This is a genomic window from Flexibacter flexilis DSM 6793, assembly GCF_900112255.1.
Classification (GTDB): Bacteria; Bacteroidota; Bacteroidia; order Cytophagales; family Flexibacteraceae; genus Flexibacter; species Flexibacter flexilis.
Window position 1 is genome coordinate 458,913 of the sequence record NZ_FOLE01000001.1, and the last position, 24,776, is coordinate 483,688.

The window sequence follows — 24,776 nt, forward strand, 5'->3', positions numbered from 1 at the left end:
TCAAAAATGGAAAATACAGAACTTTTAGACGCGTTCCGACAACTGCGCAGCCAATGGGGAATTTGGGGAAGTACGGCTATTGTGGCGGCCAGTGTCGTACTGGTTTATGTGTTCTTTTATATGCTGTTCAGGCTGTTGCGTGCATGGATTTTGCGCGAAAATAAAGCCTTGTATCCTTTACTTATCAAATACGCGTATCGTCCGAGCCGTTCGGTGGCGGTGGTTATTGGCATCATGACGGCCTTGCCTTTGCTGGAGTTGCCGCCACGCTTTGAAAAAATAATCAATCATGGCATAGAACTGATTTTGATTACGGTGATAGCGCATTGGCTCATTCGCCTTATCACGGGCACTAAGTTTGTGATGCTCATGCGCTACGACAACGACCTGACAGACAATCTCAAAGCCCGCAAGGTTTATACGCAATTCCGAATTATCGAACGCATTTTGATTATTGCCATTATTATTTTGGCGGTTGGCGTTGGGCTAATGACCTTCGAGAAAATACGACAAGTTGGCGTGAGTTTATTGGCTTCGGCGGGTGTGATAGGTGTGATTATGGGTTTGGCCGCGCAGCGCAGTATCGGAATGATGTTTGCTGGTATCCAAATCGCTATTGCCCAACCGATTCGTATAGAAGATGTAGTCGTGGTAGAAGGCGAATGGGGGAATGTGGAAGAAATTACGCTAACTTACGTGTCCATACGTCTTTGGGACGAACGCCGTCTGATTGTGCCTATCAATTATTTTATCGAAAAACCGTTCCAAAACTGGACGCGTTCTTCTACCAACATCATGGGAACGGTAATGATTTATGCCGATTATACCATTCCTATCAGCGACTTACGCGAGGCATTTACGCGATTTTTGCGCGAAAGTTCGCTTTGGGACGGTCGCGTCGGGACGTTGGTGGTTACTGATGCCACTTCTGAAACCATCCAAATTCGTGCCTTGATGAGTTCGTCTAATGCCGATTATTTGTTTGAATTGCGCACGTTTATTCGCGAAAAACTCATTACTTATATTCGCGAAAATTACCCGAATGCCTTGCCGCGCCGCCGTGTAGAATCTTTTGTGCAACAAGTAAAAACGGCGGACGAACAGCCCGAAGAAGATCCGCAAAACAACTCGCACGAAGATAATCCGATGAATTTGCATTAAAATATTTAGTTTTGGGTATGAGCCAAAAAAATACGTTACCGTCATTTACGCCGATTTTGATTGTGGGGGCTGGGCCTGCTGGCGCAACGGCTTCGCTTACTTTGTCGCATTTGGGCATGGAGCATTTGATTATTGACAAAGCAACGTTCCCACGAGACAAAATCTGCGGTGATGGTCTCGACCTCAAAATTCCGCGTATTTTTAAGCACCTGAACCGCCCCGAATGGACAGAAGAACTGCTCAATACGCCCGATATTTTTTTGCCTGCGTGGGGTGTGCGAATGGTTGCGCCCAATGGCCGCGCCACCGACAATATTTACACACCTCCCGCCGACACTAAAGCTTATCCGCCATTCGTAACAGCCAAGCGGCAGGATTTTGATAATTTTTTGGTGAATAAAATTGCCTCGCCGTATGCCGACTTGCGCACGGACGCATCATTGGAAGCATTACGCCGCACGCCGCAGGGCTGGGAAGCGGATATTTTGTATCAAAATCAGTTGCAAACTGTTGCTTGCCAGTTGCTTATGGCAGCCGATGGCGACCATTCCACCATACTCAGGCACTTACAACAACGCAAGATAGACCGCGTACATTATGCCTCGTCGGTGCGTGTTTATTACAAAAATGTGGCTGGCCTGCATCCGCAAAATCTCATCGAATTTCATTTTCGGAAAGAATTGCCAATGGGTTATTTCTGGATTTTCCCGTTGCCCAATGGCTGCGCTAATGTGGGGCTGGGCATTCAGAGCCGCATTGCCGCCGAGCGTGATGTAAATCTTCGGGCGGTGTTGGATAAATTGCTGTATCATACGCCTGACATTAGCCCACGTTTTGAGCAAGCGCAAGCCCTCGAACCCGTGAAAGGCTGGGGTATTCCGTTGGCTTCGCGCCGCCGCAATTGTGTCGGAGACAATTATATGTTGTTGGGCGATGCGGCTTCGTTGGTCAATCCCCTGAACGGCGAAGGCATCGGAACGGCGATGTTGTCGGGCTACATCGCGGCGCACTATGCCCAAAAAGCCATACAACGCAACAATTTTACGGCTCAAACGCTTGCGGGCTACGAACAAGACATGAGCTTGCGCCTCCAAGACGAAGTAAAAGCCTATAACATGGCTTTACGCTTCGACCATAAACGCTGGTATTTCCCGACGCTGAACACGCTTTTTGCGTTAAATATACCAAACCGTTGGATGAAAAAATCTATGCACCAATGGCATAACACAGCCTTTGAACAAGAAATTAAACTTCGATTTTTGAATCAATAAAAAATATTAATACATTCATTTCCAGTATTTAATAAAAAGGATGAAAACACTTTTGTACATGGCTTTGCTCGCAAGCGTTGTGGCTTGTAGCCCTCCAAGTGGCGAAAACGATAATATGCGTTCGGTGGCTAAAGAAATGAAATCCCGCAAAATTAGGCGTGTTACGCAGGCGCAAATTTTGGAACAGGCGCAAATGCTCGGCGACCGCGTAGCCAAGCAAGCCAGTGATTTACTCGACAAAAACATGGCGGATACACTCGGCTCGTGTGTGTCTTTGAATAAAAACATTACCGATACGCTGTTGCCGAGTTTTAAATTTACGGAAATAAAACGCTTTGCATTGCGTGCGCATACGCTTACTCGCGCCACAGATGCCACCGAACAGCAACTTTTGGACGCGTATCGCTACAACGACCGCAACCATATCAGCATGAGCAGTAATTTGCAGGCCATCGGCGATACTACGATTTTGTATAACGCACCTATTATCTTGACAAACAGTTGTTTGCGTTGTCATGGCCAAGCGGGAAAAGACGTAACAGCATTGCAACAAAAATTCCCAAAAGATACGCTCACGGGCTACGCAGCAGGCCAAACCATTGGTATTTGGAGCATTAAGCTGCATAAACCTTCGGTCGTGCTTTCTGTCGAATAAGTAGCGTTACTAAAGATTAAAAGAAGAAACCTATAATGATTGAGAAATTAATAGAATTTGACCACCAACTTTTTTTGTTGCTCAACGGGGCACATACCGCGTGGCTGGACGCGCCGATGCAGCTTTTTAGTCATCGTTTGGCTTGGCTGGGTTTGTACGCATGGCTGATTTATTGGCTTTGGAAAAACGCGCTTAGTAAATCTGTATTTGCGTGGCAATTGGCAGGCATTGGGCTTACGCTACTATTGGCCGACCGCGTTTCTTCGGGTTTACTCAAGCCGTTTTTTGCGCGTCTGCGTCCGTGTCATAACCCCGAATTTGAAGGAATTATACATTTGTTGGAAGGTTGCGCAGGGCAGTTTGGTTTTGTCTCGTCGCACGCGGCCAACACGTTTGGGGCGGCTATGTTTTTTTGGCTTTTGTGGCACAAAAAATGGCCTTCGGTGCGTTGGTTGTTTGCGTGGGCGGCTTTGGTTTCGTATAGCCGCATTTATGTAGGCAAGCATTACCCTGCCGATGTGGTGGCGGGTGCGTGTGTAGGTTTGGCTTGCGGTTGGGCTGCTTATTGGGTTTATGAGCAACTCAAACAACGATATGCCATTTCTGTTTAAAAAATTTTAACTAATCAAATGATTGATTATCAATTTATTTGTAAAAAACATCGCAAACGTTTGCAGATTTTTTTAAAAAATATTTGACAATATTGAAATAAGTATGATATTTGTGCCGTGCAAACGTTAGCATTAGAACTAACCAGTACACAGCCTAAGACTTTGTTTTCTTTTTTTATAAATAAGAAAGTTTGCATAGTAGTTTTCATTATTTGTTTCATAGTGGTTTATTGTTGTAAGAAAGGCCAGATGCAAAGTTACATCTGGCTTTTTTATTGCCTTTTGAGTCGTAGTTTTGTGAGCGAGCTTAAATAACTGTTTAATTGCTGATAGCAAACAACATCATTCACTCCTAATATGATTTTTTTGACCACATATTTACTAAATGAAGGATTGACCACCGCCGATGTGTCACAAATTTGTGCTTGCTTCGAGTTGCGAACAATTCGTAAAGGTGAATTTTTTGTGAAAGAAAATCAAAAGGCGGACTACTTGGGTTTTGTGGAAACAGGCTTGTTGCAATACTTTGTACTACTGCCCGATGGCCAAGAAAAAACAACGTATATGGCTCTTTCGCATACGTTCATGGCATCATTGTTGGCTTTGCTGAGTGCTTCGCCTGCCGCCGAAAATATCAGAGCTGTAACGGACGCGACGGTTTGGGTGATTACCAAAACCAATTTGGAAAAATTACGTTTTGAAATTCAGGGATTTAATGCTTTTTATACGCATCTGCTCGAATGGCAAATTTGTTGTATAGAAAAAAGTAGACTTGATTTTCTGTTGCTGACAGCCGAGCAACGCTACGCGAAAATACTTGAACAAGAGCCGCATTTACTGCAACAAATTCCGCTGCAATATTTGGCTTCGATGTTGGGTGTTACGCCGCGCCATTTGAGCCGTATCCGCAAAAATATTCGCTGATACTACACTTTTGGACATTTGTCTAATATTTTCATCAAAGTAAGTCTGACTTTTGTATTGTTAATCAATCAAAAGAATATGACTTTTATGAAAAAAATAATTTTTATTGGATTTCTTTTTTGTACAAAAATATCTTTTGCACAGAGTACGCTTTCTGAGCAGGAAATCAGTTTTAATTTCTTTAGAAATCCGTCTGTTGGTCTGGAATATCGTTACAAAAAAGTATCGGTACATGCAGGCTATTATCTGACTAATTTTAAAGCCAATACTACTTGGGAATTTGTAAAAACAGGGCTTTCTTTTTGGTTTTTACCCATAGGAAAAAGAGAAAAACCGTCGTCTTTTTATGCACAAATGAGCTATCTACGTGGTCAGAATAGAGATTATAAAAATAAAAATGCTGTTTCTTTGGACTTGGGTTTCAGGCTAATGATATGGAATGGCTTACAAGCGCGTTTGGGTATAATTGGTTTGTATGCCAAAGATAAAAATCTCAAAATTAATCCAACGCCAAGTCTAAATTATTCTCTGTTTTTTTAGTACACAATCATTTATTGGCATAAGACAAACATATAAATACTAATCATAATGAAAATAATAATTGTTAATACCAATAAAACAATTGGTTATTTATTAATTTGTGCTAGTTTTTTGCTTTTTATTCCTTATATAATTTTGAGTATTATATTTGAATATCCAGTTATTTTAAGACAAGAAACTGGTATTATTCTGACTAAATTTTACCAAGGTAATACGAATTTAATATTGGTTTGGTGGGCTTTTGCTATGGTTGGTTTACCCATTTTGGAGGCCTGTATTTTGTTGGGGCAGCGTCTCGAAAAAGACTTTTACTTTATGCGTTGGGCTACGGTGCTGGGTATTGTGGGGTTGGTCGTGCAAATGCTGGGGCTTTTGCGCTGGGTGTTTGTAGTACCTCTATTGGCCAAAATGTATGTGAAGGGTGATGTTATAACTCAAAAAGCCTGTGTGGTGGCTTTTCAGGTGGTGCATCAGTATGGCGGGGTGGTTTTGGGTGAATATGTTGGCCAACTTTTTACAATTGCTTGGACGATTATGCTTTCTTCTGCGCTGCAACAGTCGCGCCTTGTACCTATGTGGTTGGCTTACTTTGGCTATGTAGCCTCAGGGATTTATTTATTAGCTCAAACTGAATTGGTGGCCACTGTTATCGAAAGTTTTTTGGTAATTGGCTGGGCGGGATTAGTGGGTAGTACCTTGTGGCTGCTGTGGTTGCTGCTGCTGGGTGTTTGGTTACTCAGAATAAAATAGAAAAAACCTTATAGGTTTTTTAAGCCTATAAGGTTTAAAATCAATATGTTATTGCAATTTGGCTAAAGCGGCTTTGATGCGTGAAACGGCTTCGCGTAGTTTTTCGTCGGCGGCAGCAAACGAAATACGAATACAGTTTTCGTCGCCGAATGCCTCACCCGTCACCAAAGAAACGTGTGCTTCGTTGAGCAAATACATTGACAAATCCGCCGCGTTAGTGATGGTTTGTTCGCCGTTCTTTTTGCCAAAATAATGGCTAATATCTGGGAACAAATAAAATGCACCTTTCGGGATACTAATCTTAAAGCCCTCTATTTCAGACAATAAACCAACCATCATATCACGACGGCGCAAGAAAGCGGCAGTCATTTCTTTGGTTGGCGTCATGTCGCCTTTTAGTGCGCCTAACGCAGCTTTTTGAGCGATAGAACAAGTGCCTGACGTGAATTGGCCTTGCATTTTGTCGCAAGCGTCGGCGATTGGCTTGGCCGCAGCGATGTAGCCCACGCGCCAGCCTGTCATGGCAAAGCCTTTAGAAAAACCGTTTACCGTAACGACGCGGTCTTTGATTTTCTCAAAACTGGCCAAACTTTCGTGTTTTCCTTCAAAATTGATGTACTCGTAAATCTCGTCGGCGATAACCAAAACGTGCGGATGGCGTTCCAAAACGTCGGCGATAGCAGCCAATTCTTCACGCGAAAACATAGCTCCCGTTGGGTTGCTTGGCGAAGAATACATCAACAATTTTGTTTTGGGCGTAATGGCTGCCTCGATTTGGGCGGCTGTGGGTTTGAAGTCGTTTTCGAGTGTTCCCGAAACGATAACAGGTTCGCCTTCAGCGAGTTTTACAATTTCCAAATAACTTACCCAATACGGCGCAATGATAACCACTTCGTCCGATGGGTTTACCAAACACATCACGGCATTGGCAATGGATTGCTTGGCACCAGTAGAAACTACAATGTTTTCGGGTTTGTACGAAAGGCCGTTGTCGCGAAGCAATTTTTCGGCAATGGCTTGGCGCAAGTCCAAGTAACCAGGAACGGGCGTATAAAACGAAAATCCGTCGTCGATTGCCTTTTTGGCGGCAGCCTTGATGTAGTCAGGCGTTTGGAAATCAGGCTCTCCAAAACTCAAATTGATTACGTCGAAGCCTTGTGCGGCCAGTTCACGTGCTTTTTTCGCCATCGCAATTGTCTGAGATTCAGACATTGCATTGATGCGCTCAGATAAGAAATGGGTCATGGGAAGAAAAGTATAAGTGCAATTTTTTGCGAAAGTACAAAAAGCCTTCAAACTGAAAAACAAAAAAACGCTTTTCGTTGCGGCTACATTCTAAAGCCAATAATCATAATATCATCGGTTTGGGTAAAACTGCCTTTCCATGCAAAGAAGGCTTCCTCTAATTTTTTGCCTTGATCAGGCATGGGCATAGCATGAATTTGCAAAAGCAATTGTTTGAGGTTTTTGGCCATAAATTTCCGCTCAGATTTGCCGCCAAACTGGTCGGCGTAGCCGTCCGAACCAATGTAAAAACAATCGCCATTTTGCCACTGCATTACATGGTTTTCAAATATTTTATCCGTGAGTGCTTTCATGCCGCCAACCGAAAATTTGCTGCCTTTTATTTCTGTAAATCCTTGATTACGAATGTGATATAATGGGCGATTAGCTCCCGAAAAGGTTAATGTTTGGGTTTGGAAATCAATGCGGCAAACGGCCAAGTCCATGCCATCTGGGTTTTGTTGGTCGTCGGCAGCTCCGTGTCGGTGCAGGTTTTCGCGTATGCCTTTTTCCAAATCACAAATAATTTGTGCGGGTTCTGTGCATTTGTTTCCGTTTACGATTTGATTTAACAGCGTGTTGGCCATCATGGTCATGAGTGCGCCTGGTACGCCATGCCCCGTGCAGTCGGCAGCCACCCAAATATATTCGTTGCCTACTTTGCTAAACCAAAAAAAATCGCCGCTAACCATATCCAGTGGCCTAAAGAAAATAAAGGAATCAGGGAAAACATCCATAATATTTTCCTGCATTGGCAAAATGGATTCCTGAATGCGTTGGGCGTAACGTATGCTGTCCGTGATTTTGTTATGTGCCGTGCGGATAATATCGGACTGCAACATAATTTCAATGCTTTTGCTGCGAATTTCGTCATTTTGTTTGGCTAATTCCTGATTTCGTTGCTTACGGTTGCGGTCGCTGCGGTACAGCATAAAAACCACCACTACCAGCAAAGTCCCAGCCAGCGTATAGACGTATAGAATGTTTTTTTGTTTGTGCAATTCCAAATCCGTAATTTTTTGCTCCTGCATGAGCAGTTCTATTTCCTTACGTTGCTGTTGGCTTTGGTATTGCGCCTCCATATTAGATGTTTCACGGGCTTCGGCTTCGTTGTAGAGTGTATCACGCAAAAGGCTATACTTTCTTTGAAAATCAAAGGCTTGGCTGTATTGCCCCGTGTTTTGGTAGATTTTAGCCAGCGACTCGTAAGCTTCCGAAATTCGTTTTTTATCAGCTATTTCATGCGAAATAAGTAAGGCTTCGTTGCCGTATTTGATGGCTTGGCTGTATTTTTTCTCGTCGCGACAAATGTCTGCCAAATTGACTAAAACAGCCGAAAGACCACTTCGTAAGTTAAGGCGACGTGCCTCATACAAGGCCAAATCATAATACTCGTGCGCTTTTTTGTAGTCTTTTTCTGTATAATACAAATGCCCAATATTGTTATAAGACAAGGTAATACCTTTCTCAAATTTAATTTCTTGACAATATTTGAGCGTTTCCAGATAAAAATGCAAAGCTGTATCATTTTTCCCTACATCCGAATAGGAAATTCCTAAGTTATTGTAGGTAGAGGCAAGGCCGCGTCTGTCATGAATCTGCAATCGCATCGCTTCCGATTTTTTGAGATACTCAATACTTTTCTCGTATTTCTGCAAAGAAATATAAACTGCTCCAATGCTATTGAAGGTATAGCCTACCTCAGAGGAGTCGCCGAGTTGCTGAAAGGTTTTTAGGGCACTAAAATAATAATTTAGCGATTGGGTGTAATTGCTTCTCCCTTTTTCTAGATTTCCTAACTCCCTGAGTGTGTATGCAATAGCTGCTGAATCTGGTGGTGAAGTGCGGGCATAATACTCTAAGGCCTGCACTAAGTAGTTTTCTGATTTGACGTATAAATTTTGATTGATATAAGCCATTCCACAACTGTAAGAGGCTTTGGCTATCAGGTGATTATTTTGCGAGGCACGAGCCAATTTTAAGGCTCTTTCCGAGAGTTTAACGGCTTGTTCGTGATCTTCGTCAAGCGAACTTTTGGCTTGTTGCAGCAGTGCTTCTATTTGCGAATTGACGGGAACGGGGGTAGGGCTGTCTGCACGCGCCGATTCTACCGCCGCCACATATTGAGCATGAGCTCCATAGTAGCAACAGAAAATCACCATTATCCAAAAAACAATAACACGTGTGTAGCAGACCTTCATCAATTAGCAAAGTGCTGTAAATCAAAATATTGTAAGTAGAAAAGGTCTGAATTTTTGACCTCTAAAGCAATTTGTTGGGCATTGAAATATACAAATGACCGATTGGTAGAGGTGCGATAAACATTGTTTTAGAGCCTCCAAATATAGAGAGCTTTTTTGTTATAAGCCCAATAAAAATGGGTTAGACGGCATATAACAATGAAAAACATTACAGTTTATTGCTTTATTACCAAATAAAATGTTTTATGTGGAAATTATTTAAACTTTTTTGTTTGCCTGCTTATTTTGTCGGGTGGTGCGGAAGGTATTAAATCTATGGGCAAAACGTATCGGCAATGAACGGCTTGTCCCTGATGCCGTGCGGGAATCCAGTCGGGCATCGCAAGAATAATTTGTGTAATTTTATTATCATACTCAAACCCAATATTTTGGACAAGATGAACAGACGAGAGCTTGCCTGTTTTTTCTACAATAAACTCCACATACGCCTTTTGGCAAAATTCAGGATTTAGTGTACTGATTTTTTCCCTCAAATAAGTGTTCAGGCAATCCTGACCACCGATAAAACGCGGCGGTTCGTCTGGGCTTATATTGCTGCTCTTTATGCCTTCCTGATATTCGGGAACATAGATGTCCTTTAAGTTTGTTGTGAAAAAAGGGTACTGCTTATTTTTATAATTAAAGTCAAAGTCGTAGGCCGAGACGTAAAAAACAGGGCGAGGACGTGCTACTTTTGGCATTTTCAGTTGTTCCGTTTTAAAATGTATGGGCAAGGTGTATTGCGTGTTTACTACTTTATGCTGAATTTGTGCAGGAATCCATTTGGGCATTAATTTTACGAGGCGTAGTGCTTCTTCCGCGCACTCAAACGAACCATAGGGTACAAAAAAATTGGTGAGTTCGCCTGTTTTTCTTACGACAAATTGTACTAAAATCGTATCGTCTATTGGCTTTTTATACGCCAATTCGGGCATCACCATATTTTTTTTGATAAAAGCTTGAAGGGCAGTATCTCCACCTTTGAAACGTGGCTTTTGCTCTACGGAACAATGAATGCCAGAATCTCCAATGTCGCCGACTAATGCTTTTTTGGCATTTATTTCTTGACAAATAGTTTCCCAGCTTTTTCCAGAGCGGTGCTTGAAATTTGGTGCTGTTAAAGGAAAGTCTATATCTAATACATATTTATAATTGATGGCTTGTCCATTATGCTGCGCAGGAATCCATTTAGGCATTAATTTCACAAGGCGAATAGCTTCTTGGTCGCACCCAAATCCGAGGCGGCCATGTAGTTTAATATTTAATATTTTTCCTGTTTTATGTACCACAAAATCGACCAAAATACCGCCACTTACTTCATTGCAAATCGCGTCATCGGGCATTACCATATTTTTTTTGATAAAAGACGCTAAAGAGTCATAACCGCCAGGGAAACTTGGTTTTATTGTGGCTGAGTTGTAAATATGATTGTCGGTAACTTGGACAATAGAGTCGTTGGGTGCTGCGGTGCTACAATCACAGTCCGACGTTTTATTTTTGACCAAATTTGTTTTGCGTTTTTGCGGCACATGGCTTGCCGCAGATGCAGAAAAGTAAATGGGCAAGGTGTGTCGTGTCCGAACCGCTCGGCCATGATGTTTGGCGGGAATCCAGTTCGGCATTTTCTTGACCAAGTCCAGCGCAGCTAAATCACATTCTTTATCAAAGCCATGAAGAATCTTTATGTCCGTCAGTTTGCCTGTGGCTTGTACCCAAAACTGAATATAACTTGTACCACAGATTTGCGTACAGGCAAGGTATGAAGGAATTTTTAAATTTTGGTGAATAAAGGCCTTGAGCGCATTGTTGCCACCTTTAAAATGAGGTTGCTGCTGTACTACAATAATGGTGTCTTTTATGTTTCTGGTAAGATTATCCGTTATTTCCCAACCACCGCTGCCACAACTCCACAGCTTTTCAGGAAGGTTGTTTACTATTTTTGGTTTTGTGTTCAGATAAATGGTGGTGTGGTTTTGTGCCACAGCCACACCACCAATCAGTAATAAAAGTATAAAGGCAAATAATTTATTCATGGAGTTGAAGAGCAGGATTGCGGTAAATAAATAATGACTTGTTGGCCAAATTTAATTCCAAAACGATAGCGAATAGACTATTATTATTTGGCAAAGATTTCGTGCATAAGATTTTTTATTGGCATAAATCTAAATCCAAAATTTCAACACGTTTTTTTTACCGTTTGGCCTCAAAAAGCGGCTACTTATCGCGAAGGGCTTGTAAAAAGTAGGCTGTTTCCCAAAATTTGTCATGAAGTTTAGAAGAAGGCTGCAACCTTTTTTGTGAAGTGTGCATCTTATAGGCAGCGCACAATACTCCAACATAGAAGGAAGATATTGTTTTCTCATCGGTTACGAATCGTAAGGCGGCCAACTTGCGCCGCCCTTTACGCTTACAGCCGACTAAATTTTACTAAATCATCATTTTTTATCTTTTGTAATTGGTTATGATACAGCTACGCGACATCAACAAGTCGTATCCCGTCGGCAAACAAAATAAGTTGCACGTACTCAAGGGGATAGATATGCACATCGAAGAAGGTGAGCTGGTTTCTATTATGGGTTCGTCGGGTTCGGGCAAGTCCACGCTGCTCAACGTGTTGGGCATTCTGGACAATTACGACACGGGCGAATATTTGTTGGCTGGCCACCGTATCAAAGACCTTTCGGCCACGCAAGCGGCCTATTATCGCAACAAATTGTTGGGCTTTGTTTTTCAGTCGTTCAATTTGTTGAGCTTCAAGACAGCACTCGAAAACGTAGCTTTGCCGCTTTATTATCAGAAAGTTAGCCGCAAAGAACGCAACATAAAAGCCATGGAATATCTCGAAAGAGTAGGCCTCGCCGACCGCGCCGACCATTTGCCTTCCGAACTTTCGGGCGGCCAGAAACAACGCGTAGCTTTGGCGCGTGCGCTGATTACACAACCCAAACTCATTTTGGCCGATGAACCGACGGGCGCACTCGACACGCAGACTTCGCACGAGGTAATGGAAATTTTTAAGGAAGTGAACAGCAGTGGCATGACGGTGGTCATCGTTACACACGAAAACGACATTGCCGAAAAAACAAACCGCGTGATTCGGCTACGCGACGGACTCATCGAAACCGAAAAAGCGGTTTTGGTTGGGTAATTTTTTTAGGTAAAATCTTTTATTAGGCACACATTTCTTCATCAAAAAACACTACTTACACCTTTTTATGTTCGACTTAGACAAATGGCAGGAGATTTATCACACTGTCCGAAAGAATAAGCTAAGAACCGCTCTGACTGCCTTTGGTGTGTTTTGGGGTATTTTTATGCTAATTCTGTTGCTTGGCGCAGGCAAAGGCCTCGAAAATGGCGTAAAACAAGGCTTTGGGGCATATTCTGTCAATAGTATGTACGTCTGGACAGAACGCACCAGCATTCCACACAACGGCATCAAACCGGGCCGAGACATCCAACTTACCAACGACGATATTGCCGCCGTTTCGCGCGAAATAGAGGGCGTGGAAGCCATCGCGCCGCGTATGAATTTGTGGGGCGAGTTTACGGTCAATTACAAAAACAAAAACGGAGCTTTTAACGTAAAAGGCGATTGGCCAGAAATTATGCTCATGCAGCCAATGGAGCTTGCGAAAGGCCGTTTTCTGAACAAAAGCGACGAAAAAGAAGGTCGCAAAGTGGCTGTGTTGGGGGAACGTGTGGTAGAAGTTTTGTTTGGAGAAACTGACCCTATAGGCAAATACATAAGCATTAAAGGCGTGTATTTCAAGGTGATAGGCGTTTTTAAGTCCAAGAAAAAAGGCAATAATGGCCGCGAAGATGCTCAAACGATTTTTATGCCGCTCAGCACCATGCAAAACACTTACAATATGATTAACAAAGTCGGGTATTTTGTGGTGTTGGTGAAAAATGGCGTATTGGCCAAAGACATTAAGGAGCAAATCAAAAAACTACTGGCGCAACGCCAAAACTTTTCGGAAAAAGACGACCAAGCACTTGGTGCATGGGACGCACAAGAGGAGTTCAACAACTTTCAGGGGCTTTTCAATGGCATCAACACGTTTATTTGGGTGGTGAGTTTCTTTACAATTGTGGCGGGTGTTGTGGGCGTGAGTAATATTATGCTCATTGTGGTAAAAGAACGCACCAAAGAAATCGGGATTCGGAAGGCACTGGGCGCAACGCCTTGGTCTATTGTGAGCCTGATTGTACAAGAATCCATTGTTATTACGACGGTGGCGGGTTACAGCGGCCTGATTTTGGGTGTGGCGTTGGTGGAAGGCCTCAATTACGGAATGCAGCAGATGAAAGTAGAAAACGACTTTTTCCATAATCCCGAAATTGATTTCACAACCGCCATGACGGCCACCGCCCTGATGGTTTTTGCAGGAGCGTTGGCGGGTTTTGTACCAGCCACGAAGGCGGCTTCCGTGAGTCCGATTGAAGCGTTACGTTACGAGTAAGTAATTGTATGTTAGTAGTTTAGCTAAATTATCCCATTAAATTTTTATCATCAAAAAAATGAAAAAAGTATTTCTAATTCTGGCTGTAGTTTTGTTTGTGGGGGCTTGCGTGGGGGTTACGTATTATTTGTACCAAAAGCAAAATCAAGACCCAGTCGTTTATAAAACGGAGTCGGCTATCGACACGTTGATTGTGAAAAAAACAGTCGCAACGGGCGTAGTAGAGCCGCGCAAAGAAGTGTTGGTGAAGTCGCAAGTGTCGGGTATCGTGGATAAAGTATTAGTAAAAGCGGGCCAACAAGTGAAAGTTGGAGACTTGCTCGTTAAGATAAGGGTAGTGCCCAACATGGTGAGCCTGAGCAACGCCGAATCTAACCTTAAGACCGCCAAACTCAATGAAGAATTGGCCAAAAAAGAGCTTGACCGCCAACAAAAATTGTTTGACGAACGCATTATCGCCGAAACGGAATATTTGCGTTACAAGCAAGATTTTGAACTCAAACAAGAAGCCGTTCGCGCTGCCGAAGACAATCTGGAACTGATTCGCAAAGGTTCGTCGCGCCGCCATACGAGTACGTCCACGTTGGTAAAAGCGACTGTAAGCGGAATGTTATTAGATGTGCCAGTCAAAGAAGGCAGCTATGTGATAGAAAGTAACACTTTCAACGAAGGCACGACCATTGCCAATATTGCCAATATGCAAGACATGATTTTTAAGGGCAAAGTAGTGGAGTCGGAAGTCGGCAAAATCAAAGTAGGAATGCCGCTTACACTCACGATTGGCGCGATAGAAACCGAGAAATTCGACGCAAATCTGGAATTTATTTCGCCTAAAGGCGTGGAAGATAAAGGCGCGATTCAGTTTGAAGTGAAAGCCGCGCTCAACCTCAAAGACGGTCAGTTTGTGCGGGCGGGCTATAGTGCCAACGCCGATATTATCTTGGATAAAAGAGATAAAGTACTGGCCATCAAAGAGAAAAATATCAAGTTTAGCGGCGACAGCACCTATGTTTTTGTAGAAACGCAGCCGCAAATTTTCCGTAAGCAACTTATCAAAACGGGACTTTCGGACGATATTTATGTGGAAGTGCTCAGCGGTCTTACCAAAAAAGACAAAGTAAAGATTTTATAGGAAGAGGGAAGCACCTTTATGCCAAGAAGTGAGCGACATCGGCATCCGTAATCAAACGGGGGGCAGATAAAGTGTTTTCGTGCACGGCATTGCGTACCGTTTGTATTTGCACAATGCCGTGCACGTTGGCTTCGCGGGTAGTCATGGCTTCATTTGGATTATTTTCGTAAACGCATAAACAATCGCCCATTGCTTTTATATATTATTATCAATAAAACCTAAAAATACTTGCAGATGTGCTAGGTATTTTGGAATTTGCGAGAGACTAATATACTAAAACGAAAAATATAGAATCTCAAAATAACATTCATCAAGCAAATGACACAACAACAATTTTCGTTGCATAACGAAACGGTTAAGAATCATTCCTTTTTAGCAGAAATGTATAGGGACGGTTATTTTCCTAATAAACTTGTAGATAAAGGCACTGCTATTTTAATAGACTTATGCTTTCAAATAGAGGAAAAACAGCCCCAAACTTTAGAGCAATTGTACACATTAACGCATTTGGCAACAGACAAATTCAATGATTTACAAGGGGAATTCGAAGAAAATGATAGTGAAATAGAAACAGTGGCAAGAGATTGTATCGGAATGGATTTCAAATTTATTGCCACTGCTTATGGATTTAAAGATGCTGATGTAGAAAAACTGATCGCAACGAGAGATTGGTAGTTGTTAAGCATTTACAGAATAAACATTAGTACTAAATTTGTACTGTTCAATCCCCAACTAATCTTTATTCAAAAAGCTTTAGTTGGGGATTGTTGTTTTAGAATTTTCCTTCAAATTTCAGGAGAGCCGCCTCACTCACAGGGCTAAAAAGGTTTACCAAATTGCCGTCGGGGTCGCGAAAGAGCAGCGACTTGTTACCCCAAGGCATGATGGTTGGTATTTGGATCACTTGCGAGGCAATGTCCTGTTGAAGTCTGTCGTATTCGACATCTACATCGGGACAGATAAGTTCAATAATGGCACTGCGGTTTTGGGCAGCTTCGGCGATGGTTGTATCCGTAAAAAAGGCCAACGTTTGGATGCTCCCGATGGCCAGCGTAGCGGAAGGCGTTCGGATTTCGGCAAAATCTTCGGTAAACTGGACGGCTTTCAGGTTCGTTACTTTTTGATAAAACGCCACAAGCTGCATTACATTTTCGGTAATAATTCGGATAGAAACGAGATTCATGGTATTAGTGTTGAGGAGTGGTTTGGATACAGAAAAACAAGAAATCCGTAGAAGGCATTTGCGTCAAACCCAATTGGTGCGCCATCGTTACGATTTGCCCGCGATGATACGTGCCATGATTGAAAACGTGTAGCAAATACTCAGCAATGGTCAGGTTGCCTTCAAACCAAGGCGTTTTGACACTTAGCGGCTGCTCGAAAGTTTCGGCGGGCAGTTGGCTAACCATCTCGGCAAGTTTGGCCGACCTGCTCACTATTCCTTCAAACACTTCTGGCGCGTCAAGTTCTTGCAGGCCGTAGCGCATGACTCCGTCCGTGTTGCCAAAAATACGCGTACACCAAGTTTCTTCCGCTGCCCAAATGTGATTGAGGGTTTGCAGGATTCCGCTAAAACTGGAGGCCGTTTCGTGCTGGAGCAGTTCGGGCGTTTGGGTTTGAAGCCAATCAGCAAATTGTCGGTTGGCCTGAAGATTTGAACCAGCATAGCTTGTTATTAAAGTTTTGATACTCATTTTGTTGCAGTATGTTTAAGGGTGATCGATGCTGCAAAACTAAAATGAGCCACTGACAAAGATATGTCAGGGGTGTTAGGAGGGTTTGCAATTTTTTTCAAAAAATTCTTGTAAGCTCATATCATGTGGTTTGAATTTTCTGGACAAAATCTCCATGTTTTGGATTCTGTCGAGCCTAAAAAAGCGAAATTCTTGGCGCAAATGGCAATATGCCAACAACAACCAACTTGCAGTCGTATTGATAAGCGCGAAAGGCTCTACGGTTCGCGTGCTATGATTTTTTTCAGCGTTGATGTAGTCGAACCTGATTAAATAAAAATTGGTCAGTGCTTTTTGCAAAGCCGACAAAATATCGCTGTTTCGCTCAAATTCTTGGATTTTGCCAAACATCGTTCGTTCCGAAAGTAGGTTTGCTTTGTCTTTTTCGGATTGCCGCAACACAGCTTTTACTTTGTCGATGGCTTCAGCATAATCTTTTATCAAAGAACTGTCTTTGTTTTTCAAAACCAATTGTTCGGCCAATATCAGCGCATTGGCTTGTGCTTCCGTAAACATCACGGGCGGCATTTTGTAGCCTTCCATCAGGGTGTAACCTTTGCCTTCTTCCGTAACAATGGGCACACCTGCTTGTTCCAAAGTCCGAATGTCCCGATAAATCGTCCGAACGCTTACGCCGAATTTTTCGGCAAGGGTTGTAGAAGTGATTAGGCGTTTGGTTTGTAGCTGCGTGAGAATGTCCACAAGCCGCGAAAGTCTTTTAGTTTCGTTGTCGTTCATGCTGCAAAGGTCAGCAATTTTGCTGAATTGTAGCTTTGCTCAAACTTATGCACGAGGCCATTTCCATGCGTAACGGATAATCAGACCAAGAAGAATCATCTGTATCGCAGCCCCAACGACCATGTGCAGCCAAGCCTCTCCAGCCAAATTAAATAATAGTAAAGGAATATTGATTGCGGCACTAATAATATTTGCCCAACGATTTATTTTGGCTGGTAGCGCAACTGAAAAGAAAATCATTAGCGCAGGAATTGCAACCATCGTAAGTGCAGCCAAAAGAAAAACTTGCGTAATATCAAATACAAATACCTTACCCAATAACATATTTTTTAGTGAATTGGGCATGTATAAGTGAAAATAATCTAAATAGATGATGAGAAACATTAAACTTGCCCACAGCGTAGCAAGTTTAAGTTTTACATTGACTTTGATGTCTTCCAGTGGATTGGTAGTGTTCATAGGTTGCCGACTAAAAGTTAAACCCAAAATCAAAACCAGGCTGAATAAAATAGTTGTTCCATTTCTTATCCAATGCCCTAAAAGACGCAGGTACATTCTCTCTGATAGGCCAAAAACTGCACCCAATAGCAGGCTCAAAAAAGAAACGATTTTTGAAAAATTTAAACTGATACCCCGCATAAAAGTCCAGATACAAGGTGTATCCGTTGCCAATTTTTTTGTTATTGGTATCCAGATATTTCTCAAAAGCATTCAATGCCTGAACAGAAACATTCACGCCTTTCCACAAAAAACGCTGATAGCCTAAGGTTGGGGCCAGAATACGTGCATGACCAGGGTAGTTTTGGCCTGCCGCATCAAACGAAGGCGAACCGAAAGGAATACCCAGTGGCCACGCATAAACAGAACGTTTGAATCTAAAGGAAATAACATCTTTGGGCGTTATTCGGTATCCCGCATTTAACTGTATATACTCTGGGTTGTTGGTTTTGTCCAAGTTGCCAAATTCGTATAGCGTGCTACCGACAAACCAACGTTTGTAAGTGCTATCTGTTGCGGAAGATTGTGCCTTTGCTTGCGGGCTGCTTGCGATGATGAAGGCCAAAACAAATCCTAAAATTATCTTTTGCATATCTTTATTTGTTTGTTTTAAATGATATGCAAAAGTAGAGAGGTGATAGGCCGCAGCACCTTCACTTAAGTTAAGAAATACGTTTTAGCTCTTTTTTTCAAGAATCCGCGCCCTTAGTCGGCTCAATGATTGCGGCTGAATGCCCAAATAACTTGCCAACTGATGCAGCGGAACGCGTTGTACAAGGTCTGGCCTTTTTTCCAATAAATTCAGGTATCGTTGTTCGGGCGAAGAGGTCTTAAACTCGTCAAAGTCTATTTGTTTTTTGGCTAATAATTCTTCCGAGAGTTTTCTACACATTATCTCAAACTTTGGAAATTTAGTGTTGATTTCGGCTTCCATATCCGAATTGCTAATGGTCAGGATCGTGTCTTCTACGCAACTTACATAATATTCGGATGGTGTTTGGCCAATGACGCAAGGAGGAGTTAAAGCGTCCATTTCAGTATAAAAAGCAGTAGTTTTTTCTTCACCATCTACATCATAATAAGTTCTAATACAACCTTTTAGTACAAAGTAACTGTCTTTAGATTTCTGGCCTTCTTTGAGTAGAATCGTCCCTTTTTTTACAGACTGAAATATATTCAGAGCTGCAATAGCGTTCTTTTCCTCGTCGGTCAGTGTGATGTATTTGGATATAAAGTCAAATAATAAATTTTGCATTGTAGGGTGATTGTGTTTAATGGATTAAGAAAGAATGATATTTTAGCACAAAAGTTTCCGAGAAGTTGCATTATTTCACTTTTTAGCTAATCTTTGGTTTAAGCTGATGGGTATCTATATAAGCGCATCAAATTTATATAGTTATTGCTTACCATTCTTCCACAAAATCCAAAATCAAACGGGATTTTGCAAATATCTTTTATTTGCGTTACAGTACAAATAAAAGATTCTATATGCGTTATTTCACTCATCTGCTGCCACCGTTTATCAAATATCTTTATTGTATGTAAGTGCCACGCGCAACCTATTATATTATCTATTTTTATAGATATTTTTTTATTCTAAACTATATTTGTGCACTTTTCAGATGCATGGTATTTTTACAAAAAATAACTTATAACATTTATGGAAATCCTCTATACCAACAAATTTGTAGAATTTAGCCGCCTACAAGCAGGCGTAATGCAGGTTAAATATTTATCCCAAAGTCCCACAGACCACGATTTTGACGAATACCTGAGCTATTTGGACAAAATTTACGCGCTTGGCGAAAACTTTTTTATGATACTGGATTTGCGGTTGGCAGGCAGCTACATGGCCACGGCGCACCGCGTCAAGTTGGGCAACTGGCTCAAAATCAATCAAGAAAAAATGAAAAAACATAATAAAGGTGCAGCTTTCGTGTCGGGAAGCATCGTGCATCAACTCATTATGAAGGCCGTATTTGCCATACAACACTATCCCGTAGAATACACCATCGTTCGCACAGATTTGGAAGTAGATAGATGGCTTGCCAGCAAAGGCATTATTCGATGAAAAGAGGCTGCATATTTTTTTAAACAATGTTTTTACGAAAAAATAACAATATAGAAATATGATTTAATGCGATTTATCTTGTAGATTTGTTGAGGTTAGTTTCTGAAGATATTTTTTAATTTTAGCTGCTAAATCAGATGGATATTTTATTTAAAAATGCATTTATAGAGGTAAGTCGCCCACAAAAAAATTTGGTACAGGTTCGTTACTTAGAAAAATCACCCACCGACGCAGACATGGACGAATATCTTGTGTTTATGGATAAGTTTTATGCCTCAGGCGAGACGTTTTATATGTTTTCGGATATGCGCCTCGCTCCTGCTTATTTCAGTTCGAGTGTGCGCATCAAGGCGGGAAGTTGGCTCAAAAATAACCGTGAATTAGTTAGGCAACGCAACAAAGGAGCTATTTTTTTATTTCCTAACTTAGTAAATCAGCTCATGGCCAAAGCCGTGTTTGCGGTACAGCCCTACCCTGTCGAGTACAATATCGTACGCACAGAGCAAGAAGTAAACAAATGGTTGGCGGCAAGGGGTATTAAATCATAACACCCCAAACGTTTGCACTAACTGTATTTTAGATTTTGTTTAACAAAGAATAGCTTTGCTTTTCGCTTTTTTGTAGGGAAAACTTAACAATTCCTTTACATTCGGTATGCGAAAGAGTTTCTACCTTTGTGCGTTTGATTTTTTATATCAAACTAAACATCAATTTCTAAATTACAGCAATGAAAAAAGTTTTATTATTAGTTTCAACGTTTGTAGCAGGGATTGCGCTAAATGCTCAAGCGCAGTATCCACTTGTGTCTATTGCACAAGTTCAGACCCCTGTAGGTATGCAAGCTGATACTTGTGCCGACGGATTTAACACAGAATATACAGGCGATACTATCCGCGTACAAGGTGTAGTAATGGTAAAAGGCGGTTTGGCGCAAGTGCAAAACGGTCGCCAAGTTTGGATTCGCGACATCGCAGGCGGTGGTCCTTATTCTACTATCGACATATTTTTTAGAAACTCTCCTTCTTCGCCAAGCCAACCTGTTGACGTGTTGAACCTTGTAGCAGGTGACACCGTAGAGATCACGGGCTTACTTGAAGAATATCAAGGAGAAACAGAACTTGTACCTTTGGTTAATGGTGTAAACCTTATCGGCCCTAAAGATGCAACAGGTGAACCAACTCCACGTTTGCTTACTATCGGCGCATTAAACGATGCCAACCGTATCAACAAACTTACTGTTGGTGAGCAATGGGAAGGTGAATTTGTAGAATTTCAAAACGTAACGGTTACGGCTGTGAGCCCTTTCTCTAATGGCACACGCGTAAGCTTCGACGTTGTAGATGCACAAGGCAACAAAATCAACGTAAGTGACCGTTTTGCTGCTGCTCGTTTGGCCAATGGTTTTGTTCCGCCAGTAGTAGGTGACGTTTATACAAGCCTTAAAGGTATTATTCTTCACTCAAAAAATGGTTGTGCTGGTACAAGCGGTCGTGGTTATGAACTTGATCCATTCGACTTGTCTCACTATCAAAAAGGTGCTGCTGCCCCTTCTATCGGTGGTATCACTCGCAACCCAATTACTCCAACTTCTACACAAACTGTTACGGTACAAGCTACTGTAACTGACGAAGGAACTGTTACTGCCGTAAAACTTTTCTATGCGGTGGGTGCGACTACAACTGCTTACACTTCTGTGGATATGAGCAACGGCGGTAGCGGTAGCGTTTATTCTGCTACTATCCCAGCTCAAGCAGAAGGTGCTTTTGTAAAATACTATATCCGTGCTATCGACAACGATAACAACTCAAACAATATCCCTAATGTACCGACAGGTAACCCTATGTTCTATATCGTGCGTGACGCAGGTCTTTCTATCCGCGACGTACAATACACGCCTTACCAAGACGGTAACTCTGGTTATGTAGGTCTTGACGTAACAGTAACAGGTGTAGTTACAGCTTCAACAGAAACAAGTAACTTAGGTTATGCTTTCGTGCAACAAGAAGGCGCACAAAGCTGGGCTGGTATTTGGGTAAGTGGCAGTGCCATGAACAACAAAGTAGTAGGTGACAAAGTAACTGTTACAGGTTTGGTACAAGAAAACTTCGGTATCACTCGTATCGCTTCTACAACTGCCGACAAAATTGGTACAGGCACGATTGCTCCGCTTACACTTAGCCCTAACGTCTTCACAGCTTATAGCTTTGCAGACAACGAACAATATGAAGGTATGTTGGTGAAAATCGCTAACCCTGTAGCTGGTAAAGGTTTGTTTGTAGTGGATACTAACGCTGATGCTCCTTCTAACTTCGGCGAATACCGCGTAGGTTTGGACAAATACGACCCTGCAACAGGTATGCGCGTATTAGTTGGTCGTCAAACATCTTCTACTTACTCTTCTTTGGCTGTTTCGTATGTAAACAACTTGAAATGGGCTACTACAGACGGTACAATGAGCGTAACACCTACATTGGTTGCTGCTGGCGACTCAATGATGAGTGTAACGGGTATCGCTTACTACGGCTTCAGCAACATGAAATTGTTGCCACGCAACAACGCAGATTTTGAAGGCTACACAGTTACTTCATCTAAAAAATCTTTGGCTAACAGCGATTTCGTATCTTTGTACCCAGTTCCTGCCGCTAACGTTCTTAACGTAAGCCTTACAAAAGCAGGTGCTTATACATTGAGCATTTCGGATCTTGCTGGCCGTCAAGTAATGAGCCAAGTAGTAGAAGGCAATACACAAGTAAATACTTCTGCTATCAACTCAGGTTTGTATTTCGTAACAATGACAGATGCTAAAGGCCAAAAATACAGTGCTGGTCGTTTGGCTATCGTGAAATAACATAAATTTCGCAGCAAAGGCCGTCGGTAAATTCTCACTGACGGCCTTTTTTTTGTAATTTTGCCAAAATTTAACCGAAGAAATTGTTTACCAATATTTTAGAAAAGAAACCGCATAGCCAATCCTTTTAAAAATACTTAAAGTTTCAAGTAAATTATTTTTTAAACACCCCGCAAAGCTGCCCAAAACGATTTGGCTTTGCTTTTAAACTGAATTTTTGATTAACCAAATGAAGAAAAATATACAATGGCTTTCGCGCTGCATGGCGGCTGTAACGTTGGGTTTGGGGCTTTTTGCCTGCGAAAAAGGAAGCGAAAAAGCTAACCTTGCCCCTTCTACCACCATCGCTATAGATAAAATTAATTTGGCGGGTTCGAGCCGCTTGGTCAGTACCGTACAACTCAACTGGACTGGTTTCGACCAAGACGGTTATGTTACTGGTTTTGAAATTTCGAAAGATGGCGGCCAGACGTGGGCAACTACTACCAAATCCGACAGCCTTTTCCGTTTTAGTTTTTCGCCAAATACCGACACTACAGACATTCATTTTTTGGCGCGCGCCATCGACAACGACGGCCAAAAAGACGCAACACCTGCTTCACTGATTATTCCCATCAAAAACACACCGCCAACTGTGCGCGTGGACTCGTCGAGCATTTCGCTTTCCGACACCGTATTCTCGGTGCTAACAATGGGCTGGAATGCCACAGACAGCGACGGCGACAATACATTGCAGTCTGTTTCTATCAAAATCAATGACGGCGACTGGTACAACCTTAGCCCAACCGTAAAACTTGTGTCATTTGTACCCGAAACGCCTATGCAAAACGGTGCGACACAAAGCAAGATTTATCAAGGCTACGGCAATACGTTACTTTCGGCCAAAATCGCGGGTTTGCGCGTAGGAGACACCAACCGCGTTTATATCAAAGCCCAAGATGCAGCCAACACCGAAAGTCTGGTTTACAAATCGAAAGCCTATTACGTGGCACGCCAAAAATCAGATTTGTTGGTCATAGACACACACAACGGCACGACAACACCAACGCCTGAGGCTACTTATTTGCCATTGTTGAGCAGTGTTTACACAGCAGGTTACGATCGCATCAATATGCTTTCCAACAACAAAGCCAACCAACCAAAACTGTGGAATACCACTTTCGCTTTGGTTTTGGGCTTGTACAAAAAAGTATTTTGGTATTCGGACGATTCCAAAGGCTCAGTCGTAGAACCCAACTCAATGCCCTTGGAATCAGCTACGGCTACGCTACAAAACTTTTTAAATAACGGCGGTAAAGTATTCATTACCAGCAAATTCCCTGACGGTTCGTCTCGTCTTTCGCGCGATTCGCAATTGTTGTCGGTTTTGGCAGTGGACAGTATTGCGTGGCAGTCGTCTAACTTGCGTCTGCTCGGTAATCGCACGGTTACAAGCTTAAAAACAGGCTTTCCGAACCTTAGAACGCTAACTTCTGCCGCAGGTGGTACGATTACGGGTCTGGACGTATTTTATACAAAAGCTGATTCGCTTTACGAATGCCCAGTAAGCCCAGCGTCTGGCACTTGGACAGGCGCAAACAATGTTTCTTTGGTCAAAAACTATTCAAACGGACGCACCAACCTTGTTTTCTTCTCCGTAGAATTGCACTTGCTCAACGGTGATGCTGCTGCACTCAATACAACATTTAACAAAGTACTGAACGAAGAATTTAACTGGTAATCAATATTTATTGAGCAAATAAAACACCCAACAAATCGCCGTCATGGTTTTTGTTGGGTGTTTTTATTTTACCAAAAATCTCTCGTATTTCTAATACAACTAGAATATAAAACGTAGTGTTTGGGCAGGATAAA

General features: G+C 42.2%; 25 protein-coding genes. 15 read left to right on the forward strand and 10 right to left on the reverse strand.

Features of this window, described 5'->3' with window-relative positions; genetic code table 11:
• Positions 1-6 precede the first annotated feature (6 nt).
• The 7 genes from BM090_RS01945 (at position 7) to BM090_RS01975 (ending at position 5,912) form a co-directional block, all read left to right on the forward strand.
• The gene (locus BM090_RS01945; protein WP_091506403.1) at positions 7-1,161 is read left to right on the forward strand and encodes a mechanosensitive ion channel family protein; all 1,155 of its coding nucleotides are present in this window, start codon (positions 7-9) and stop codon (positions 1,159-1,161) included.
• A gap of 17 nt (positions 1,162-1,178) precedes the next feature.
• Complete coding sequence (locus BM090_RS01950; RefSeq protein ID WP_091506406.1) at positions 1,179-2,432, forward strand: NAD(P)/FAD-dependent oxidoreductase; 1,254 nt, start codon at positions 1,179-1,181, stop codon at positions 2,430-2,432.
• Positions 2,433-2,472: 40 nt separating this feature from the next.
• Positions 2,473-3,087 (forward strand): c-type heme family protein, encoded by a 615-nt coding sequence (locus BM090_RS01955; protein ID WP_091506409.1) that lies wholly within the window; start codon positions 2,473-2,475, stop codon positions 3,085-3,087.
• 35 nt (positions 3,088-3,122) lie between these two features.
• Positions 3,123-3,698, forward strand: a complete 576-nt coding sequence (locus BM090_RS01960; RefSeq protein WP_091506412.1) for a phosphatase PAP2 family protein — start codon at positions 3,123-3,125, stop codon at positions 3,696-3,698.
• Between the two features lie 357 nt (positions 3,699-4,055).
• Positions 4,056-4,622 (forward strand): Crp/Fnr family transcriptional regulator, encoded by a 567-nt coding sequence (locus BM090_RS01965; RefSeq protein WP_091506416.1) that lies wholly within the window; start codon positions 4,056-4,058, stop codon positions 4,620-4,622.
• An 87-nt stretch (positions 4,623-4,709) separates the two neighbouring features.
• Positions 4,710-5,162: a hypothetical protein gene (locus BM090_RS01970; RefSeq protein ID WP_091507813.1), complete on the forward strand. Its 453-nt coding sequence runs from the start codon at positions 4,710-4,712 to the stop codon at positions 5,160-5,162.
• A 48-nt stretch (positions 5,163-5,210) separates the two neighbouring features.
• The gene (locus BM090_RS01975; protein ID WP_091506420.1) at positions 5,211-5,912 is read left to right on the forward strand and encodes a DUF4386 domain-containing protein; all 702 of its coding nucleotides are present in this window, start codon (positions 5,211-5,213) and stop codon (positions 5,910-5,912) included.
• A 48-nt stretch (positions 5,913-5,960) separates the two neighbouring features.
• On the opposite strand, the gene BM090_RS01980 is transcribed toward BM090_RS01975, so the two are convergent.
• The 3 genes from BM090_RS01980 to BM090_RS01990 form a co-directional block, all read right to left on the reverse strand.
• Entirely contained in the window at positions 5,961-7,157 is a 1,197-nt protein-coding gene (locus tag BM090_RS01980) for a pyridoxal phosphate-dependent aminotransferase (protein WP_091506423.1), read from the reverse strand.
• An 83-nt stretch (positions 7,158-7,240) separates the two neighbouring features.
• Positions 7,241-9,397, reverse strand: coding sequence for a tetratricopeptide repeat protein (locus BM090_RS01985; protein ID WP_091506426.1), 2,157 nt, complete (start codon positions 9,395-9,397; stop codon positions 7,241-7,243).
• Between the two features lie 254 nt (positions 9,398-9,651).
• Positions 9,652-11,469, reverse strand: coding sequence for an energy transducer TonB (locus tag BM090_RS01990; protein WP_091506430.1), 1,818 nt, complete (start codon positions 11,467-11,469; stop codon positions 9,652-9,654).
• A 428-nt stretch (positions 11,470-11,897) separates the two neighbouring features.
• On the opposite strand from BM090_RS01990, the gene BM090_RS01995 reads away from it, so the two are divergent.
• The 3 genes from BM090_RS01995 to BM090_RS02005 all read left to right on the forward strand — a co-directional run bounded on the left by BM090_RS01995 (position 11,898) and on the right by BM090_RS02005 (position 15,034).
• Complete coding sequence (locus tag BM090_RS01995) at positions 11,898-12,584, forward strand: ABC transporter ATP-binding protein (protein WP_091506435.1); 687 nt, start codon at positions 11,898-11,900, stop codon at positions 12,582-12,584.
• A 67-nt stretch (positions 12,585-12,651) separates the two neighbouring features.
• The gene (locus tag BM090_RS02000; protein ID WP_091506438.1) at positions 12,652-13,902 is read left to right on the forward strand and encodes an ABC transporter permease; all 1,251 of its coding nucleotides are present in this window, start codon (positions 12,652-12,654) and stop codon (positions 13,900-13,902) included.
• A 58-nt stretch (positions 13,903-13,960) separates the two neighbouring features.
• Complete coding sequence (locus tag BM090_RS02005; protein WP_091506441.1) at positions 13,961-15,034, forward strand: efflux RND transporter periplasmic adaptor subunit; 1,074 nt, start codon at positions 13,961-13,963, stop codon at positions 15,032-15,034.
• 16 nt (positions 15,035-15,050) lie between these two features.
• Here BM090_RS02005 and BM090_RS18260 read toward each other — a convergent pair whose 3' ends face one another.
• Positions 15,051-15,224, reverse strand: coding sequence for a hypothetical protein (locus BM090_RS18260; protein WP_177199811.1), 174 nt, complete (start codon positions 15,222-15,224; stop codon positions 15,051-15,053).
• 128 nt (positions 15,225-15,352) lie between these two features.
• Here BM090_RS18260 and BM090_RS02015 point away from each other — a divergent pair, with 128 nt between their 5' ends.
• Positions 15,353-15,709, forward strand: a complete 357-nt coding sequence (locus BM090_RS02015) for a DUF5713 family protein (protein ID WP_091506445.1) — start codon at positions 15,353-15,355, stop codon at positions 15,707-15,709.
• 97 nt (positions 15,710-15,806) lie between these two features.
• Here the strand turns inward: BM090_RS02015 and BM090_RS02020 are convergent, their stop codons facing one another.
• The 6 genes from BM090_RS02020 to BM090_RS02045 form a co-directional block, all read right to left on the reverse strand.
• Positions 15,807-16,217 carry a VOC family protein gene (locus BM090_RS02020; RefSeq protein ID WP_091506448.1) on the reverse strand — a complete coding sequence of 137 codons (411 nt, stop codon included), beginning with the start codon at positions 16,215-16,217 and terminating at the stop codon, positions 15,807-15,809.
• A 4-nt stretch (positions 16,218-16,221) separates the two neighbouring features.
• Positions 16,222-16,728 (reverse strand): DinB family protein, encoded by a 507-nt coding sequence (locus BM090_RS02025; RefSeq protein WP_091506451.1) that lies wholly within the window; start codon positions 16,726-16,728, stop codon positions 16,222-16,224.
• A gap of 75 nt (positions 16,729-16,803) precedes the next feature.
• Complete coding sequence (locus BM090_RS02030) at positions 16,804-17,505, reverse strand: helix-turn-helix transcriptional regulator (protein WP_091506454.1); 702 nt, start codon at positions 17,503-17,505, stop codon at positions 16,804-16,806.
• A gap of 45 nt (positions 17,506-17,550) precedes the next feature.
• On the reverse strand, positions 17,551-17,964 hold the full coding sequence (locus BM090_RS02035) for a DUF6326 family protein (RefSeq protein ID WP_091506457.1): 414 nt from the start codon (positions 17,962-17,964) through the stop codon (positions 17,551-17,553).
• 10 nt (positions 17,965-17,974) lie between these two features.
• Entirely contained in the window at positions 17,975-18,595 is a 621-nt protein-coding gene (locus BM090_RS02040) for a hypothetical protein (RefSeq protein ID WP_091506461.1), read from the reverse strand.
• Between the two features lie 84 nt (positions 18,596-18,679).
• A complete protein-coding gene (locus BM090_RS02045; RefSeq protein WP_091506464.1) occupies positions 18,680-19,258 on the reverse strand; it encodes a Crp/Fnr family transcriptional regulator in 579 nt (192 codons plus the stop codon).
• A 405-nt stretch (positions 19,259-19,663) separates the two neighbouring features.
• Here BM090_RS02045 and BM090_RS02050 point away from each other — a divergent pair, with 405 nt between their 5' ends.
• From BM090_RS02050 to BM090_RS02065, 4 genes are all read left to right on the forward strand, one after another.
• Positions 19,664-20,074: a hypothetical protein gene (locus BM090_RS02050; RefSeq protein ID WP_091506468.1), complete on the forward strand. Its 411-nt coding sequence runs from the start codon at positions 19,664-19,666 to the stop codon at positions 20,072-20,074.
• A 137-nt stretch (positions 20,075-20,211) separates the two neighbouring features.
• Positions 20,212-20,622, forward strand: coding sequence for a hypothetical protein (locus tag BM090_RS02055; RefSeq protein ID WP_091506471.1), 411 nt, complete (start codon positions 20,212-20,214; stop codon positions 20,620-20,622).
• A gap of 179 nt (positions 20,623-20,801) precedes the next feature.
• Positions 20,802-22,922 carry a T9SS type A sorting domain-containing protein gene (locus BM090_RS02060; RefSeq protein ID WP_091506475.1) on the forward strand — a complete coding sequence of 707 codons (2,121 nt, stop codon included), beginning with the start codon at positions 20,802-20,804 and terminating at the stop codon, positions 22,920-22,922.
• 229 nt (positions 22,923-23,151) lie between these two features.
• Entirely contained in the window at positions 23,152-24,642 is a 1,491-nt protein-coding gene (locus BM090_RS02065) for a hypothetical protein (RefSeq protein ID WP_091506478.1), read from the forward strand.
• The last annotated feature ends 134 nt before the right edge of the window (positions 24,643-24,776 follow it).

Excerpts from the sequence above, each read along its gene's own strand:
- BM090_RS01945 (WP_091506403.1), top strand. The coding sequence starts at position 7 with ATGGAAAATACAGAACTTTTAGACGCGTTCCGACAACTGCGCAGCCAA.
- BM090_RS01950 (WP_091506406.1), top strand. The coding sequence starts at position 1,179 with ATGAGCCAAAAAAATACGTTACCGTCATTTACGCCGATTTTGATTGTG.
- BM090_RS01955 (WP_091506409.1), top strand. The coding sequence starts at position 2,473 with ATGAAAACACTTTTGTACATGGCTTTGCTCGCAAGCGTTGTGGCTTGT.
- BM090_RS01960 (WP_091506412.1), top strand. The coding sequence starts at position 3,123 with ATGATTGAGAAATTAATAGAATTTGACCACCAACTTTTTTTGTTGCTC.
- BM090_RS01965 (WP_091506416.1), top strand. The coding sequence starts at position 4,056 with ATGATTTTTTTGACCACATATTTACTAAATGAAGGATTGACCACCGCC.
- BM090_RS01970 (WP_091507813.1), top strand. The coding sequence starts at position 4,710 with ATGAAAAAAATAATTTTTATTGGATTTCTTTTTTGTACAAAAATATCT.
- BM090_RS01975 (WP_091506420.1), top strand. The coding sequence starts at position 5,211 with ATGAAAATAATAATTGTTAATACCAATAAAACAATTGGTTATTTATTA.
- BM090_RS01980 (WP_091506423.1), bottom strand. The coding sequence starts at position 7,157 with ATGACCCATTTCTTATCTGAGCGCATCAATGCAATGTCTGAATCTCAG.
- BM090_RS01985 (WP_091506426.1), bottom strand. The coding sequence starts at position 9,397 with ATGAAGGTCTGCTACACACGTGTTATTGTTTTTTGGATAATGGTGATT.
- BM090_RS01990 (WP_091506430.1), bottom strand. The coding sequence starts at position 11,469 with ATGAATAAATTATTTGCCTTTATACTTTTATTACTGATTGGTGGTGTG.
- BM090_RS01995 (WP_091506435.1), top strand. The coding sequence starts at position 11,898 with ATGATACAGCTACGCGACATCAACAAGTCGTATCCCGTCGGCAAACAA.
- BM090_RS02000 (WP_091506438.1), top strand. The coding sequence starts at position 12,652 with ATGTTCGACTTAGACAAATGGCAGGAGATTTATCACACTGTCCGAAAG.
- BM090_RS02005 (WP_091506441.1), top strand. The coding sequence starts at position 13,961 with ATGAAAAAAGTATTTCTAATTCTGGCTGTAGTTTTGTTTGTGGGGGCT.
- BM090_RS18260 (WP_177199811.1), bottom strand. The coding sequence starts at position 15,224 with ATGGGCGATTGTTTATGCGTTTACGAAAATAATCCAAATGAAGCCATG.
- BM090_RS02015 (WP_091506445.1), top strand. The coding sequence starts at position 15,353 with ATGACACAACAACAATTTTCGTTGCATAACGAAACGGTTAAGAATCAT.
- BM090_RS02020 (WP_091506448.1), bottom strand. The coding sequence starts at position 16,217 with ATGAATCTCGTTTCTATCCGAATTATTACCGAAAATGTAATGCAGCTT.
- BM090_RS02025 (WP_091506451.1), bottom strand. The coding sequence starts at position 16,728 with ATGAGTATCAAAACTTTAATAACAAGCTATGCTGGTTCAAATCTTCAG.
- BM090_RS02030 (WP_091506454.1), bottom strand. The coding sequence starts at position 17,505 with ATGAACGACAACGAAACTAAAAGACTTTCGCGGCTTGTGGACATTCTC.
- BM090_RS02035 (WP_091506457.1), bottom strand. The coding sequence starts at position 17,964 with ATGAACACTACCAATCCACTGGAAGACATCAAAGTCAATGTAAAACTT.
- BM090_RS02040 (WP_091506461.1), bottom strand. The coding sequence starts at position 18,595 with ATGCAAAAGATAATTTTAGGATTTGTTTTGGCCTTCATCATCGCAAGC.
- BM090_RS02045 (WP_091506464.1), bottom strand. The coding sequence starts at position 19,258 with ATGCAAAATTTATTATTTGACTTTATATCCAAATACATCACACTGACC.
- BM090_RS02050 (WP_091506468.1), top strand. The coding sequence starts at position 19,664 with ATGGAAATCCTCTATACCAACAAATTTGTAGAATTTAGCCGCCTACAA.
- BM090_RS02055 (WP_091506471.1), top strand. The coding sequence starts at position 20,212 with ATGGATATTTTATTTAAAAATGCATTTATAGAGGTAAGTCGCCCACAA.
- BM090_RS02060 (WP_091506475.1), top strand. The coding sequence starts at position 20,802 with ATGAAAAAAGTTTTATTATTAGTTTCAACGTTTGTAGCAGGGATTGCG.
- BM090_RS02065 (WP_091506478.1), top strand. The coding sequence starts at position 23,152 with ATGAAGAAAAATATACAATGGCTTTCGCGCTGCATGGCGGCTGTAACG.